The sequence below is a fragment of the Mycobacterium sp. E342 genome (assembly GCF_001667665.1).
In the GTDB taxonomy this organism is placed as follows: Bacteria; Actinomycetota; Actinomycetes; order Mycobacteriales; family Mycobacteriaceae; genus Mycobacterium.
Window position 1 is genome coordinate 20,411 of the sequence record NZ_LZJM01000327.1, and the last position, 15,355, is coordinate 35,765.

General features: G+C 70.0%; 15 protein-coding genes. 10 read left to right on the top strand and 5 right to left on the bottom strand.

Annotated features, from left to right (window positions below):
* Positions 1-11: 11 nt before the first annotated feature.
* Positions 12-935, bottom strand: coding sequence for an aldo/keto reductase (locus tag A5692_RS26840; protein WP_068062402.1), 924 nt, complete (start codon positions 933-935; stop codon positions 12-14).
* Positions 936-1,020: 85 nt separating this feature from the next.
* Here A5692_RS26840 and A5692_RS26845 point away from each other — a divergent pair, with 85 nt between their 5' ends.
* A complete protein-coding gene (locus A5692_RS26845) occupies positions 1,021-1,569 on the top strand; it encodes a TetR/AcrR family transcriptional regulator (RefSeq protein WP_068062405.1) in 549 nt (182 codons plus the stop codon).
* A 57-nt stretch (positions 1,570-1,626) separates the two neighbouring features.
* On the opposite strand, the gene fadD8 is transcribed toward A5692_RS26845, so the two are convergent.
* Entirely contained in the window at positions 1,627-3,228 is a 1,602-nt protein-coding gene (gene fadD8, locus A5692_RS26850; RefSeq protein WP_068062409.1) for a fatty-acid--CoA ligase FadD8, read from the bottom strand.
* Between the two features lie 77 nt (positions 3,229-3,305).
* On the opposite strand from fadD8, the gene A5692_RS26855 reads away from it, so the two are divergent.
* The 6 genes from A5692_RS26855 to A5692_RS26880 are packed head-to-tail and all read left to right on the top strand — an operon-like array spanning position 3,306 to position 10,050.
* Positions 3,306-4,907, top strand: a complete 1,602-nt coding sequence (locus A5692_RS26855) for an amidohydrolase (RefSeq protein ID WP_068062412.1) — start codon at positions 3,306-3,308, stop codon at positions 4,905-4,907.
* A gap of 50 nt (positions 4,908-4,957) precedes the next feature.
* Complete coding sequence (locus A5692_RS26860) at positions 4,958-5,884, top strand: o-succinylbenzoate synthase (RefSeq protein WP_369830332.1); 927 nt, start codon at positions 4,958-4,960, stop codon at positions 5,882-5,884.
* Positions 5,881-6,663: an alpha/beta fold hydrolase gene (locus tag A5692_RS26865; RefSeq protein ID WP_068062418.1), complete on the top strand. Its 783-nt coding sequence runs from the start codon at positions 5,881-5,883 to the stop codon at positions 6,661-6,663. Before A5692_RS26860 ends, A5692_RS26865 begins: the two co-directional genes overlap by 4 nt.
* Before the next feature lie 27 nt (positions 6,664-6,690).
* Positions 6,691-8,316, top strand: coding sequence for a 2-succinyl-5-enolpyruvyl-6-hydroxy-3-cyclohexene-1-carboxylic-acid synthase (gene menD / locus A5692_RS26870; protein ID WP_068062421.1), 1,626 nt, complete (start codon positions 6,691-6,693; stop codon positions 8,314-8,316).
* A gap of 7 nt (positions 8,317-8,323) precedes the next feature.
* Positions 8,324-8,857 carry a DUF3592 domain-containing protein gene (locus A5692_RS26875; protein WP_156766306.1) on the top strand — a complete coding sequence of 178 codons (534 nt, stop codon included), beginning with the start codon at positions 8,324-8,326 and terminating at the stop codon, positions 8,855-8,857.
* Between the two features lie 38 nt (positions 8,858-8,895).
* Complete coding sequence (locus tag A5692_RS26880) at positions 8,896-10,050, top strand: glycosyltransferase family 1 protein (protein ID WP_068062424.1); 1,155 nt, start codon at positions 8,896-8,898, stop codon at positions 10,048-10,050.
* A gap of 9 nt (positions 10,051-10,059) precedes the next feature.
* On the opposite strand, the gene A5692_RS26885 is transcribed toward A5692_RS26880, so the two are convergent.
* Complete coding sequence (locus A5692_RS26885; protein ID WP_068062427.1) at positions 10,060-10,884, bottom strand: SDR family oxidoreductase; 825 nt, start codon at positions 10,882-10,884, stop codon at positions 10,060-10,062.
* A gap of 56 nt (positions 10,885-10,940) precedes the next feature.
* Here A5692_RS26885 and A5692_RS26890 point away from each other — a divergent pair, with 56 nt between their 5' ends.
* The gene (locus A5692_RS26890; RefSeq protein WP_068062430.1) at positions 10,941-11,633 is read left to right on the top strand and encodes a demethylmenaquinone methyltransferase; all 693 of its coding nucleotides are present in this window, start codon (positions 10,941-10,943) and stop codon (positions 11,631-11,633) included.
* Between the two features lie 7 nt (positions 11,634-11,640).
* Here the strand turns inward: A5692_RS26890 and A5692_RS26895 are convergent, their stop codons facing one another.
* On the bottom strand, positions 11,641-11,994 hold the full coding sequence (locus tag A5692_RS26895; protein WP_068062434.1) for a DUF732 domain-containing protein: 354 nt from the start codon (positions 11,992-11,994) through the stop codon (positions 11,641-11,643).
* A gap of 92 nt (positions 11,995-12,086) precedes the next feature.
* The gene (menJ, locus tag A5692_RS26900; RefSeq protein WP_197514577.1) at positions 12,087-13,334 is read right to left on the bottom strand and encodes a menaquinone reductase; all 1,248 of its coding nucleotides are present in this window, start codon (positions 13,332-13,334) and stop codon (positions 12,087-12,089) included.
* Between the two features lie 15 nt (positions 13,335-13,349).
* On the opposite strand from menJ, the gene grcC1 reads away from it, so the two are divergent.
* The gene (grcC1, locus tag A5692_RS26905) at positions 13,350-14,366 is read left to right on the top strand and encodes a nonaprenyl/(2E,6E)-farnesyl/geranylgeranyl diphosphat synthase (protein ID WP_068062439.1); all 1,017 of its coding nucleotides are present in this window, start codon (positions 13,350-13,352) and stop codon (positions 14,364-14,366) included.
* Between the two features lie 82 nt (positions 14,367-14,448).
* Positions 14,449-15,309: a zinc metalloprotease HtpX gene (gene htpX / locus A5692_RS26910; RefSeq protein WP_068062441.1), complete on the top strand. Its 861-nt coding sequence runs from the start codon at positions 14,449-14,451 to the stop codon at positions 15,307-15,309.
* The last annotated feature ends 46 nt before the right edge of the window (positions 15,310-15,355 follow it).

Below are 15,355 nucleotides of genomic sequence, written 5' to 3' on the forward strand. Positions count from 1 at the left end.
AGGCAGCGACGTTACCTCTGGAACGGCTCGACCCCGTGGGGCTGGGGCTCGGTTGTGCCGACGGCGTCCAGCCTTTCCAGGGCGTCGGCGCCCAGGGTGACGTCTCCGGCGCCGAGATTCTCCTGCAGGTGTGCGACGGATCGCGTGCCCGGAATCAGCAGCGTGTTCGGCGCGTGGGACAGCAGCCAGGCCAGGCCGACCTGGGCGCCCGTGACGCCGAGCTCGCCGGCGATCTCGGCCACCACCGGGTGGTCGGCGACCTTCGGAAAGCCCGGGAACGACGATCCCAGCGGGAAGTAGGGCACCCACGCGATGCCCTCGGCCGCGCACAGCTGCAGCGTGTCTTCCTGCGAACGGTCGAGCACGCTGTAGGCGTTCTGCACGCAGGTGATGCCGGCCGGCAACGCCCGGCGCACCACGTCGAGCGGCACGGCGCTGATGCCGATGCCGCCGATCTTGCCCTCGTCGCGCAGCGCGATCATCTCGGCGAGCTGGTCGTCGAGGTCGACGGCCTGGTCGCCGTCGGCGGCCACGCCGGGCCCGAGGTCCATGCGACGCAGGTTGACCACCGGAACGCGGTCCAGGCCGAGCTGGCGCAGGTCGTCCTCGACTGCGGCGCGCAGCTCCGCCGGCTTCTGGGCGGCGGCCAGGGGTATCGGCTCTTCGCCGGTGTATCGCGCGCCGACCTTGCTGACGATGACGAGGTCGTCGGGGTAGGGGGCCAGTGCGGCGCGAATCCGGCGGTTCACCTCGCCGGGGCCGTAGAACGACGCGGTGTCGATGTGGTTGACGCCGAGTTCGACCGCGCGGCGCAGCACCACGGCCGCGTCGTCGGTGGAGGTCGCCTCGAACAGCTGCATCGCGCCGTAACCGACGCGTGCGACGGTCGACGGGCCGATGGTGCCGACACCGCCGGGTTGTGGGTTGTCCGTCATGGTGCTCCCTCGTGCCAGACTGGAAAAGAAGATGCGGAGGGTCCTCCGCTTACCTGAGCGTAGCAGAAACGGAGGAACCTCCGCTTTGGCCGGGATCCGATCGGACGCGCGCCGGAACCGCGAGCGGCTGCTCGAGGTGGCGACGGCGGCGTTATCGCAAGGCCGGCCGGTGTCGCTGGAGTCGATTGCACGCGAGGCCGGCGTCGGGATCGGCACGCTCTACCGTCATTTCCCGAACCGGGAGGCGCTCGTCGAGGCCATCTACCGCGCCGAACTCGCCGACGTGGCCGCGGCGGCCGAACGGCTGCTCGGGCGGCACCCACCCAAGACCGCGCTGCGCAAGTGGATGGACCGCTACGCGGCCTTCGTGGCCGCGAAGCGTGGCATGGCCGAGTCGCTGCAGGCGATCTTCGCGTCCGGCGCCATGCAGCCCAGCCAGACCCGGGACAGCATCGTCGGCGCCGTCGACCTGCTGTTGCGGGCCGGCGCCGACGACGGCAGCCTGCGTGGCGACGTGCGGGCCGACGACGTGGTGTCCAGCCTGATCGGCATCTTCCTGGCCAGCGGTTCGCCGGAGCAGACCGGCCGCATGCTCGACCTGCTGGTCGCCGGGGTGGCCGCCCCTCGAGTGTGACGGCACAGTCACGCCGGGTCGCGAACGTGACTGCAGCGTCACGCTGGCGGGGAAAACCTAGCCGACGGCGCGGTCGGCGCCCTCCCAGAACCGCGCGCGCACGGCCTTCTTGTCGGGCTTGCCCAGCGCGGTCACCGGCACCGACTCGACGACGATCACCTGCTTGGGCGACTGCACCGAACCCTTGCGCTCCTTGACCGCGGACTGGATCTCGATGGTCACCCGCGCCACCGACTCCTCGTCGGAGGGATGGTCGGGCCGCAGCACGATCACCGCGGTGACGGCCTCGCCCCACTTCTCGTCGGGCGTGCCGATCACGCACACCTGCGCGACGGCCGGGTGCTCGGCGACGACGTCCTCGACCTCGCGCGGGAACACGTTGAACCCGCCGGTGACGATCATGTCCTTCACCCGGTCGACGATGAACCAGAAGCCGTCCTCGTCCTCGCGGGCCATGTCGCCGGTGTGCAGCCACCCGTCTTTGAACGTCTTGGCCGTTTCCTCCGGCAAGTTCCAGTACCCGCCGGAAAGCAGCGGCCCGGACACGCAGATCTCGCCGACCTCGCCCTGCGGCACGGGGTTGCCGTCGGCGTCCAGCAGCGCCGTGCGCGCGAACAGGGTGGGCCGCCCGCAGGAGGTGAGCCGCTTCTCGTCGTGGTCCTTCTTGGCCAGATACGAGATCACCATCGGGGCTTCGGATTGCCCGTAGTACTGGGCGAAGATCGGCCCGAAGCGGCGGATGGCCTCGGCCAGCCGCACCGGGTTCATCGCCGAGGCGCCGTAGTAGACCGTCTCGAGCGAGGACAGGTCACGGGTGTGCGAATCGGGGTGGTCCATCAGCGCGTAGATCATCGACGGCACCAGCATGGTCGCGGTGATCTTCTGCTCCTCGATCACCCGCAGCACCTCGGCCGGATCGAACTTGGTCAGCACCACCAGCTCGCCGCCCTTGATGATCGTCGGCACGAAGAACGCCGCCCCGGCGTGCGACAGCGGGGTGCACATCAGGAAGCGCGGGTTCTCCGGCCACTCCCACTCGGCGAGCTGGATCGTGGTCATCGTGGTGATCGACTGCGCGGTGCCGAGCACGCCCTTGGGCTTGCCGGTGGTACCGCCGGTGTAGGCCATCCCGCCGATGTGATCGGGCGGAAGGTCGGCCGCCACCAACGGCTGCGGTGGATACTTCGCGGCCTCGGCCACCAGGTCCACCGCGGAATCGCCGAGCGCCTCGGGGACCGGGCCGATGGTCAGGACCTGCTTGAGGCCGGGCACCTTCTCCAGCAGGCCCAGCGCCCGCTCGACGAACATCGGGTTGGGGTCGATGATCAGCGACGTCACGCCGGCGTCGCCCAGAACGTAGGCGTGGTCGTCCAGGGAACCCAGGGGGTGCAGGGCCACGCGCCGGTAACCCTGGGTTTGGCCGGCGCCGATGATCATCAGCACCTCGGGCCGGTTCAGCGACAGCAGCCCGACGGTCGCGCCGGTGCCCGCACCGAGCGCCTCGAACGCCTGAATGTACTGGCTGATTCGCTCGGCGAGCTGACCACCGGTCAGGGTGGTGTCGCCGAGGTGCAGCACCGGCTTGTTCTTGTTGCGCTTGAGCGCACCGACGGTCAGGTGTCCGGAATGAATGGGATGGCGCAGCAGCTCGTCACTCATGTGGCCAGACTAGAACGTGTTGCAATTCCGGTCAGCCAGACCCTCCATGGCACCCCGGAGCACTAGCATCCCTGCACATGGCTGCCGCAGATGTCGTCATCACTGGAACCGTTCTCACCGTCGACGACAAACGCCCCACGGCCGAGGCGCTCGCCGTCGCCGACGGCCGCATCGTCGCCGTCGGGAGCCGGTCGGACGTCGAGGCATACATCGGCCCCGACACCGAGACAGTCGACGTCGGCGACGGCTGCGTCATGCCGGGATTCGTTGAGGCGCATGGTCATCCGCTGATGGAGGCCCTGGCGTTGTCGGACCGGATCGTCGATATCCGGCCGGTGACGGTGGCCGACGCCGACGACGTCGTCGCCGCCGTCCGGAGCGAGGTCGCCAAGCGGGGCGAGGCCGGCGCGTATCTGAGCGGTTGGGATCCGCTGCTGCAGCCCGGCCTTCCGCAGCCGACGCTGGCGTGGCTCGACGAGATCGCGCCGGACGGCCCGTTGGTGATCGTGCACAACTCGGGGCACAAAGCTTATTTCAACTCGCTCGCCGCACGGCGCGCCGGTCTGACCCGCGACACGCCCGATCCCAAGGGCGCCCGCTACGGCCACGGCGCCGACGGTGAACTGGACGGCAGCGCGGAGGAAATCGGTGCGGTGTTCCCGCTGCTGGGCGCGGCCATCGAGCCCGGCAGCTATCCGGCCATGTTGCGCGACGAGTGCGCCCGGCTCAACCGCGCCGGGCTGACCACCTGCTCGGATATGGCGTTCGATCCGGCGTTTGGGCCGTTGCTCGAGCAGCTGCGCGCGGAGTTGACGGTGCGGCTGCGCACCTACGAAGTATCGAACCCGCAGATGTCCACCGGCGCCAAACCGGGTGAGGGCGATGACATGCTGCGCCAGGTCGGCATCAAGATCTGGGTGGACGGCTCACCGTGGATCGGCAACATCGCGCTGTCCTTCCCGTACCTGGAGACCGCCGCGACCCGCACCATCGGCGCCGCCGGCTCCTGTGGACACGCCAACTACACCCGCGAGCAGCTGGCCGCGATCGTCGGTGCCTATTACCCGCTGGGCTGGCAGATGGCCTGCCACGTGCAGGGCGATGCCGGCGTTGACACGATTCTCGATGTCTACGAGGAGGCGCTGAAGCGCCATCCGCGTGACGACCACCGGCTGCGGCTCGAGCATGTCGGCGCCATCCGGCCCGAACAGCTGCAGCGCGCAGCCGACCTAGGGGTCACCTGCAGCATCTTCGTCGACCAGATCCACTACTGGGGCGACATCCTGGTCGACGGGCTGTTCGGTCCCGAGCGCGGATCCCGTTGGATGCCGGCGGGTTCCGCGGTGGCCACCGGCATGCGCATCTCCCTGCACAACGACCCCCCGGTCACGCCCGAGGAGCCCCTGCGCAACATCAGCGTCGCCGTGACCCGCACGGCGCCCAGCGGCCGGGTGCTGGCACCCGAGGAGCGGTTGACGGTCGAGCAGGCCATCCGCGCGCAGACCATCGACGCGGCCTGGCAATTGTTCGCCGATGACGTGACCGGCTCGCTGGAGGTGGGCAAATACGCCGACCTGGTGGTGCTGTCCGCCGACCCGCGGACGGTGCCGCCCGAGCAGATCGCCGACCTCGAGGTGCGTGCGACGTATCTGGCGGGCCGCCGGGTTTACGGCGAGTGATTCCGTCCACCCAGGACCTGCTCGACCGCCTGCACGTGGTCGCGCTGCCGATGCGGGTGCGGTTCCGCGGCATCACCACCCGGGAGGTCGCCCTCATCGAGGGGCCCGCGGGCTGGGGGGAATTCGGGGCCTTCCTGGAATACGGCCCGCCCGAGGCCGCGCACTGGCTGGCGTCGGCCATCGAGGCCGCCTACCGCCGCCCGCCGCCGCCGCGGCGCGACCGCATCCCGATCAACGCCACCGTGCCGGCCGTCGAGGCCGCCCGGGTGGGCGAGGTGCTGGCCCGGTTCCCGGGCGTCCGCACGGCCAAGGTGAAGGTGGCCGAACCCGGCCAGACGCTGGCCGACGACGTCGACCGGGTCAACGCCGTGCGCCGACTCGTGCCGACCGTGCGGGTGGACGCCAACGGCGGCTGGAGCGTGGAGCAGGCGGTGCGGGCGGCGGCCGCCCTGACCGCCGACGGGCCGCTGGAATACCTCGAACAGCCGTGCGCGACCGTCGACGAGCTCGCGGCCCTGCGCCGCCGGCCGGACATGCCAAACGTGCCGATCGCCGCCGACGAAAGCATCCGCAAGGCCGACGACCCGCTGGCCGTGGTCCGCGCCCGAGCCGCCGACATCGCCGTGCTGAAAGTCGCTCCGCTGGGCGGCATTTCGGCCATGCTGGCGATCGCCACGCAGATCGACATCCCGGTCGTGGTCTCCAGCGCGATCGACTCGGCGGTGGGGATCGCCGCCGGGCTGGCCGCCGCGGCGGCCCTGCCGGTGTTGGACCACGCGTGCGGCCTGGGCACCGGTGGGCTGTTCACCGAAGACGTGGCCGACGTCGCCCCGCCCGTCGACGGCGCCCTGCCGGTGGGCCCGGTCACGCCCGATCCGGCGCGGCTGCGCGCCCTGGCCGCGCCCGCGCAGCGGCGGCAGTGGTGGATCGACCGGGTCAAGACCTGCCACGCACTGCTTGTACCGTCGTCGGAGTGATCAACCTGGCTTACGACGACCGCGGCTCCGGCGAGCCCGTGGTGTTCATCAGCGGCCACGGCGGTGCCGGTCGGACGTGGCACCCGTATCAGGTCCCCGCGTTCCTGGCGGCCGGATATCGCGCCATCACCTTCGACAACCGCGGGATCGGCGCCACCGAGAACGCCCAGGGGTTCACCACGCAGACCATGGTCGCCGACACGGCGGCGCTGATCGAAGGGCTCGACGCCGCCCCGGCCCGCATCGTGGGGATGTCGATGGGCGCGTTCATCGCCCAGGAGCTCATGCTCGCCCGGCCCGAACTCGTCAGCTCCGCGGTGTTGATGGGTACCCGCGGCCGCATGGACAAGACCCGTGAGTTCTTCCGCGACGCCGAGGCCGAGCTGGCCGACGCCGGTGTCCAGGTGCCGAGCTCGTACGAGGCGAAAATCCGCCTGCTGGAAAACTTTTCGCACAAGACGCTCAACGACGACGTCGCGGTCGCGGACTGGATCGCGATGTTCTCCATGTGGCCGGTCAAGTCCACCCCGGGGATGCGGTGTCAGCTGGACATCGCCCCGTACACCAACCGGTTGCCGGCCTACCGCAGCATCGCGACGCCGGTGCTGGTGATCGGCTTCTCCGACGACGTGTTGACGCCGCCCTACCTGGGCCGAGAGGTCGCCGACGCGCTGCCCAACGGCCGTTACGTGCAGATCGCCGACGCCGGCCACCTGGGGTTCTTCGAGCGCCCGGACGCCGTCAACGAGGCGGCGCTGAAGTTCTTCGCCAGCAACTAGTCGGGCGGGCTGTGACACTCTGTATGAGTGAACCCCTCGACGACACAGGCCCGCGTCGTCGTTGACGAGCTGATCCGCGGCGGCGTCCGCGACGTGGTGCTGTGCCCCGGGTCGCGAAACGCGCCGCTGGCGTTCGCGCTGGCCGACGCCGACCGGTCCGGGCGGATCCGGCTGCACGTCCGCATCGACGAGCGCACCGCCGGCTACCTGGCCATCGGGCTGGCGATCGCCGCCGGCGCCCCGGTGTGTGTCGCGATGACGTCGGGCACCGCCGTGGCCAACCTCGGCCCGGCCGTCGTGGAAGCCAACTACGCGCGGGTGCCGCTGATCGTGCTGTCGGCCAACCGGCCCTACGAAATGCTGGGCACCGGGGCCAACCAGACCATGGAGCAGCTGGGCTACTTCGGCACCCAGGTCCGCGCCGCCATCAGCCTCGGCCTGGCCGAGGATGCGCCCGAACGGCTGGACGCCCTCAACGCCACCTGGCGATCGGCCACCTGCCGGGTGCTGGCGGCGGCCACGGGATCTCGCACCGCCAACGCCGGCCCCGTGCAGTTCGACATCCCGCTGCGCGAACCGCTGGTGCCCGATCCCGAGCCGCACGGCACCGCCATCCCCCAGGGACGACCCGGCGGGCGGCCGTGGACCTACACGCCGCCCGTCACGTTCGACCAGCCGCTGGACATCGACCTGACGCCCGACACGGTCGTCATCGCCGGCCACGGCGCGGGCGCCCAGCCCAACCTCGCGGAGCTGCCGACCGTCGCCGAGCCGACGGCCCCGGCGCCGGCCAACCCGCTGCATCCCCTGGCCCTGCCGCTGCTGCGCCCCAAGCAGGTGATCATGCTCGGCCGCCCCACCTTGCACCGGCCGGTGTCGGCGCTGCTGGCCGACCCCAAGGTCCCGGTGTACGCGCTGACCACCGGGCCGCGCTGGCCGGACGTGTCGGGCAACTCACAGGCCACCGGCACCCGGGCGGTCACCACCGGCACCCCGAATCCGGCCTGGCTGAGGCGCTGCGCGGAGGTCAACAGGCATGCGATCGACGCGGTGCGCGGCCAGCTCGAGGCGCACCCGCTCACCACGGGCCTGCACGTTGCGGCGGCCGTGGCCGACGCGCTGCGGCCCGGTGACCAGCTGGTGCTGGGGGCCTCCAACCCGGTCCGGGACGCGGCGCTGGTCGGCCTGGACAGCCACGGCATCCGGGTGCGCTCCAACCGCGGCGTCGCCGGCATCGACGGCACCGTCTCGACCGCGATCGGGGCCGCGTTGGCCCACGAGGGGCGCACCGTCGCGCTGATCGGCGACATGACGTTCGTCCACGACAGCTCCGGGCTGCTGATCGGCCCCACCGAGCCCACGCCGCGCCGGTTGACCATCGTGGTCTCCAACGACAACGGCGGCGGCATCTTCGAACTGCTCGAGCAGGGCGATCCGCGGTTCTCCGACGTGTCGTCGCGGATCTTCGGAACTCCGCACGACGTCGACGTGGGGGCGTTGTGCCGCGCCTATCACGTCGAGAGCCGGCAGATCGAGGTCGACCAGCTCAGCGCGGCCCTCGACGAGCCCGCCGCCGGCATGCAGGTGCTGGAGGTCAAGGCCGACCGCTCGTCGCTGCGCCAGCTCCACGCCGCGATCAAGGCGGCCCTGTGAGGGCTCGGTGAACTACCCGAAAAGATTGCTGCACATACTGATTCATGGCCGCAGCGACCAACCGCCGAGCACCCGGCCCAGGATTGCGTTGCGCTGGGCCCGCACCGCGGTGCTCATCGTGGCCGCCCTGGTCACCCTGCAGTCGATCCTGCTGGTCGCCGGGGCCTGGCGTAACGACCTTGCGATTCAACACAACATGGGGGTGGCGCAGGCCGAGGTGCTCAGCGCCGGTCCGCGGCGCTCCACCATCGAATTCGTCACACCGGAGCGGGTCACGTATCGCCCGGAACTCGGCGTGCTGTATCCGTCGCATCTGGCGACGGGCATGCGCATCTACGTCGAGTACAACAAGAACGACCCCAATCTGGTTCGCGTGCAGCACCGCAACGCGGGGCTGGCGATCATCCCGGCGGGCTCCATCGCGGTGGTGGGCTGGCTGGTGGCGACGCTCCTGCTGATCGGGCTGGCGCTGCTGGACAAGCTGCTGGATCGGCGCTCGGAGGTGTCCGACCAGCAGATTTCGCACGACGTATGCCCGTAGGCAACCTTGTCGAAAGTCGGTGCTGACACCGTGGTGTTGTGCGCGTTGCCATCGTCGCCGAATCGTTCCTGCCGGAAGTCAACGGTGTCAGCAACTCGGTGATCCGGGTTCTCGAGCACCTGCGCCGGACGGGTCACGAAGCCCTCGTCATTGCCCCGGACACCCCGCCCGGTGCGGTCCCGGCCGACCGGATTTACGACGGCATCCGCGTGCACCGGGTTCCGTCGCGGATGTTCCCGAAGGTGACCACGTTGCCGCTCGGTGTGCCGATGCCGCGGATGGTGAAGGTGCTGCGCGGATTCGATCCGCACGTCGTGCATTTGGCCTCGCCGGCGTTGTTGGGCTACGGCGGGGTGAAGGCGGCCCGGTGGCTGGGCGTGCCGACGGTCGCCGTGTATCAAACCGACGTGCCGGGTTTCGCGGCCAGCTATGGCATCCCCATGACATCGCGCGCCGCGTGGGCCTGGTTCCGCCATCTGCACAGTCTCGCCGACCGCACGCTGGCACCGTCCAGCGTGACAATGGAATCGCTTGTGGCGCACCGCTTCCCGCGGGTTCACCACTGGGCGCGCGGCGTGGATGTGCTGCGGTTCGCCCCGTCGGCGCGTGACGAGGAGCTCAGGCGGCGATGGTCGCCACAAGGCAAGCCGATCGTCGGCTTCGTGGGCCGGCTCGCGCCCGAGAAGCACGTCGAGCGGCTGATCCCGCTGGCGGCGCGGGACGGGCTACAACTCGTCATCGTCGGTGACGGTGTCGACCGCGCCAAGCTGCAAAAGGCCATGCCCACAGCGGTTTTCACCGGAGCTTTGTACGGTGACGAACTCGCCGCGGCGTACGCCAGCATGGACGTCTTCGTGCATCCCGGCGAGCACGAGACGTTTTGCCAAGTCGTGCAGGAAGCGCTGGCGTCGGGGTTGCCGGTGATCGCCCCCGACGCCGGCGGCCCACGCGACCTCGTCACGCCGTGGCGCACCGGTTTATTACTGGGCGTCGACGAGTTCGAGACGAAGTTGCCTGCGGCCGTCACCCATTTGATCGACGAACGGCAGCGTTACGCATTGGCCGCCCGGCGCAGCGTGCTCGGCCGTAGTTGGCCGGTGATCTGTGACGAGCTGCTCGGCCACTACGAGGCGGTGCTGTCGCCGTTCGCCCGGCGGCGGGTGTTCGCCAAGCGGTACGCGCAAGGCCAGTGAGCTGACGCCTCAGCCCTGCGCCAGTTCGGCGACGGGCTGCCATTCCTGCCAGGTGCGCAGTCGGTTCTCGTAGTCGGCCTTCGCGGTCGCCAGGGGCGAAGCGCCGAAAAACACTCGCAGCGGCGGATTTTCGGCGTCGACGACCTTGAGCAGCGCGACGGCGGAGGCCTCCGGGTTGCCCGGGCTGGCCCACCGCTTGCTGCGTTCCGCCTGGACGGCCGCGCGCACGTCGTCGTACGCCGGCAGCGGGTCGGCGTGCCTGGCCGAATCTCCGGCCCAGTCGGTGTCGAAACCGCCCGGTTCGATCAACGTGACATGCACGCCGAACGGGGTGACCTCCTGGGCCAGCGCCTGCGAAAAGCCTTCCAGCGCCCACTTGGACGCGTGGTACATGCCGACCAGGGGGAACGCGGTGATGCCCCCGATCGAGGACACCTGAACGATGTGCCCGCTGCGCTGCTCGCGCAGGTACGGCAGTGCCGCCTGGGTAATCCACAGCGCCCCAAACACATTCGTCTCGATCTGATCGCGTGCGTCCCGCTCAGAGAGCTCCTCGATGAACCCGAACTGCCCGTAGCCGGCGTTGTTCACCACGATGTCCAGGCGACCGAAGTGGTCGTATGCTTGCTTGACCGCCGCGAAGTCGGCGTCTCGATCCGTGACGTCCAACCGGATCGGCAGCAGCGCGTCGCCGTACTTCTCGGCCAGGTCGTCCAGTGAAGCCGTGTTGCGCGCCGTGGCGGCCACCTTGTCGCCGCGCTCCAGCGCCGCGATCGCCCACGCCCGTCCGAAGCCCCGCGATGTACCGGTGATAAACCAAACTTTTTGAGTCACGCCGTGTTGCAACGCCGATGGCGCCACGTAATTCCCCGAGAGGTAGCGTCTCCATCATGAGTCGCGCGGCGCTGGACAAGGACCCCCGGGACGTCGCGTCGATGTTCGACGGCGTCGCCCGCCGCTATGACGTGACCAACACCGTGCTGTCGCTGGGTCAGGACCGGTACTGGCGGAAGGCCACCCGGTCGGCGCTGGCGATCGGGCCGGGTCAGAAGGTGTTGGATCTGGCCGCGGGCACAGCGGTATCCACCGTCGAGCTGCAGAAGTCGGGGGCCTGGTGTGTGGCGGCCGATTTCTCGGTCGGCATGCTCGCGGCGGGTGCGTCCCGCCACGTGCCGAAAGTGGCTGCCGATGCCACCCGGCTGCCGTTCGGTGACGACGTATTCGATGCTGTGACAATAAGTTTCGGCTTGCGCAACGTCGTCGACCCGCAGGCGGGGCTCCGCGAGATGGCGCGTGTCACGCGGCCGGGCGGCCGCTTGGTGGTGTGCGAATTCTCCACGCCCACCAACGCGCTGTTCGCCAACATCTACAAGGAGTACTTGATGCGGGCGCTGCCCCGGGTGGCGCGCGCGGTGTCCAGCAATCCCGACGCCTACATCTACCTCGCCGAGTCGATCAGGGCGTGGCCCGACCAGGCGAGCCTGGCGCGCGACATATCCCGGGCGGGGTGGGCGGCGGTGCGGTGGCGCAACCTGACCGGCGGCATCGTCGCCCTACACGCGGGCTATAAGCCCCTGCGTTGAGAACGACCTAGTGAGTACCGGCGCGCTGCACGAAGCCGACCTGGTCGGGGCAGTAGTGATCGACCGCGGCGCCGAGGAACTGGAACGCCTGGCCCTGGGTGGTGCCCCGCGGCAGGTTGCGCTGGATGAAGTTGGCCGACTTGTACGGGTCGCCGTCCACGCCCCGGCCGATCCGGTCGCAGGTGATCTTGCCCAGCCACGCCAACTGGTCCTGCGGCTGGTAGATGCCGAAGCCGTTGACCGTGTTCTTGAACGGGGCGTCGTAGTCGTTGGACGGCGGCGGCGAGGCCAGCGCCGGCGCGGCCAGCGCGATGGCGGTGGCGGCCAGGCCGCCGATAGTAGCCAGCTTCGTTCCCTTCATTAGCCGGACTATACACCGCGCGCCTGAACCGTGCGGAAAATTGCCGGCGGCCGCTACCAGCCCCGTTGGCCTTTTGCGCACGTCAAAGGCGCTCAGCTGAACGGCACCCGGCGATCGAGCAGCCGGGACAGCCGTCCGGCCCCCCGCCAGGCCCGCGCCACCCAGTCGGCGTCGTCGTCGGTGACCAGGTTGGCCATCACCCGCACCGCGATCGTCATCAGCCTGGGGGAGCGCATCGCGATCGGCCCGGTCGCGGGCAGGAACCGCTGGAAGGTCAGCAACAGGGCCAGCCGGCGCGCCACCGAGAACCCCCGGCCGTAGTGCTGCTGCAGCAGCGACGGCCACACCGGCGACAGGTCCTGAGACAGGCCACAGCACTCCAGCAGCTCGGCGGCCAGCCGGCCGGTCTCCATGCCGTAGTCGATGCCCTCGCCGTTCAGCGGGTTGACGCAGGCGGCGGCGTCGCCGATCAGCATCCAGTTGGGTCCGGCCACCCCGGACACGGCGCCGCCCATCGGCAGCAGGGCCGAAGACACGGCCCGCGGTGGCCCGTCGAACCCCCACTCGTCGCGGCGCAGGTCGGTGTAGTAGTCGATCAGCGGTCGCAGCGCCAGATCGGCCGGCCGTTTCGACGTCGACAGCGCCCCGACGCCGATGTTCACCTCGCCGTTGCCCAGCGGGAAGATCCAGCCGTAGCCGGGCAGCACTTTGTCCTTGGAGCCGTGGGGTCCGCGCAGCTCCAGATGCGACGTCAACCATGGGTCGTCGGCGCGCGCGGTGGCCAGATACCCGCGGGCCGCGACGCCGTACACCGTCTCCTGATGCCAGCGCCGGCCCAGCTTGCGTCCCAGCGAAGACCGCGCCCCGTCGGCCACGATCAACCGCCCGCAGCCCACCTCCGTGCCGTCGGCCAACGTCAGCGACACCACGCGCCTCGACGAGTCATGTTGAACCGCAACGGCTTTCGTTCCCAGCATCATTCGCGCGCCGGAATCCTCGGCGACCTTGCGGATGCGGTCGTCCAACTCGAGCCGGGCCACCGCGCTGCCGGTCGCGGGGAACGACGGGCCCGGCCAGGCGACTTCCAACTCGCCACCGAACCCGCTCATCCGCAGGCCCCGATGGCGGATGCGGGTGTCCAGCCACTCGCCCAGCCCGAGGCGCTCGCACTCGGCGACGGCGCGCGGTGTCAGCCCGTCACCGCACGCCTTGTCGCGCGGAAAGCTGGCGGAGTCGACGACCAGCACGTCGTTGCCGGCCCGCGCTGCCCATGCGGCGGCCGCCGAACCGGCCGGTCCGGCGCCGACGACCACCAGGTCGGCTTTGGTCTCCACGCTCACCAGTATGTTGGTCGGGTGAGTACTCCGGCGACGGTGGTGGCGGGCGTGGACTTCGGTGACGCCGCGTTCGCCGCGGCCGTGCGCGACGGCGTCGGGCGGATCGAGCAGCTGATGGACACGGAGCTGCGCAGCGCAGACGAGGTGATGACCGACTCCCTGACGCACCTGTTCAAGGCCGGCGGCAAGCGATTCCGGCCGCTTTTCACGGTGCTGTCCGCCCAGATCGGGCCGAACCCCGACGCGCACGATGTGACCATCGCGGGCGCGGTCATCGAGCTGGTGCACCTGGCGACGCTCTACCACGACGACGTGATGGACGAGGCGGAGGTGCGCCGCGGCGCGCCCACCGCGAACGTCCGCTGGGGGAACAACGTCGCGATCCTGGCCGGGGACTACCTGTTCGCCACGGCGTCGCGGCTGGTCTCCCTACTGGGGCCGGACGCGGTACGGCTGATCGCCGAGACGTTCGCCCAGCTGGTGACGGGCCAGATGCGCGAGACGCGTGGCCTGACCGGCGCGGCCGAAGGCGCAGACCCCATCCAGCACTACCTGAAGGTGGTGTACGAGAAGACCGCCTGCCTGATCGCCGCGGCGGGCCGGTTCGGCGCCATGTTCTCGGGCGCCGACGCCGAGCAGGTCGAGCGGCTGAGCCGGCTCGGCGGCATCGTGGGCACCGCCTTCCAGATCTCCGACGACATCATCGACATCGACAGCGACTCGCACGAGTCGGGCAAGCTGCCCGGCACCGACGTGCGCGAAGGCGTGCACACCCTGCCGATGCTCTACGCCCTGCGCGAACCCGGCCCCGACGCGGCGCGGTTGCGGGAGCTGCTGGCGGGTCCGATCGGCGACGACGACGCGGTGGCCGAGGCCCTCGCCCTGCTGCGGGCGTCCCCGGGCATGGCGAAGGCCAAGCAGACGCTGGCCGAATATGCGGGGCAGGCCCGCGACGAGCTGGTCCTTTTGCCCGACGTGGCCGGTCGGCGCGCGTTGCAAACGCTGGTCGACTACACCATCAGCCGGCACGGCTGACGCGTCGCGGAACCCTACGACCCATCTCGGGCGTTCAATTGGCTGTAGTAGTCAATTCCTGAGTGCTCCGAGGAGGACACCGATGACCTGGCATCCCCATGCCAACAGGCTGAAGACCTTCGCCCTGTTGGTCGGTATGTCCGCGTTGATCGTGTTTGTCGGATCGCTGTTCGGCAGGACGGCCATGTTCCTGGCGGTGCTGTTCGCCGTCGGGATGAACATCTACACGTACTACAACAGCGACAAGCTCGCGCTGCGGGCCATGCACGCACAACCGGTGTCCGAACTGCAGGCGCCGGTGATGTACCGGATCGTGCGCGAGCTGGCGACCGCCGCGCACCAGCCGATGCCCCGGGTCTACATCAGCGACACCAACGCCCCCAACGCCTTCGCGACGGGCCGCAACCCCCGCAACGCCGCCGTCTGCTGCACGACCGGCATCCTGGGCATCCTCAATGAGCGTGAGTTGCGCGCGGTGCTGGGTCACGAGCTTTCCCACGTCTACAACCGCGACATCCTGATTTCCTGCATCGCCGGCGCGATGGCGTCGATCATCACCGCCCTGGCCAACATGGCCATGTGGGCCGGCATGTTCGGCGGCAACCGCGACGGCGAGAATCCCTTTGCGCTACTGCTGGTCTCGCTGCTGGGCCCGATCGCCGCGACCGTGGTGCGGCTGGCGGTGTCCCGGTCGCGCGAGTACCAGGCGGACGAATCCGGCGCCGTGCTGACCGGGGACCCGTTGGCCCTGGCGTCGGCGCTGCGCAAGATCTCCGGCGGGGTGCAGATGGCCCCGCTGCCCCCGGAGCCGCAGCTGGCCAGCCAGGCGCACTTGATGATCGCCAACCCGTTCCGCGCGGGCGAGCGAATCGGGTCGCTGTTCTCGACGCACCCGCCGATCGAAGACCGCATCCGCCGGCTGGAGGCGATGGCGCGCGGCTAGCTGCGACCGCTCTCCGCAGCATGTGTGGGTCGCCGATTTTTTGATA

Coding starts and splice junctions, on each gene's coding strand:
- htpX (WP_068062441.1), top strand. CDS start 14,449: ATGACCTGGCATCCCCATGCCAACAGGCTGAAGACCTTCGCCCTGTTG.
- A5692_RS26840 (WP_068062402.1), bottom strand. CDS start 935: ATGACGGACAACCCACAACCCGGCGGTGTCGGCACCATCGGCCCGTCG.
- A5692_RS26860 (WP_369830332.1), top strand. CDS start 4,958: ATGCGGGTGCGGTTCCGCGGCATCACCACCCGGGAGGTCGCCCTCATC.
- A5692_RS26855 (WP_068062412.1), top strand. CDS start 3,306: ATGGCTGCCGCAGATGTCGTCATCACTGGAACCGTTCTCACCGTCGAC.
- A5692_RS26895 (WP_068062434.1), bottom strand. CDS start 11,994: ATGAAGGGAACGAAGCTGGCTACTATCGGCGGCCTGGCCGCCACCGCC.
- A5692_RS26890 (WP_068062430.1), top strand. CDS start 10,941: ATGAGTCGCGCGGCGCTGGACAAGGACCCCCGGGACGTCGCGTCGATG.
- fadD8 (WP_068062409.1), bottom strand. CDS start 3,228: ATGAGTGACGAGCTGCTGCGCCATCCCATTCATTCCGGACACCTGACC.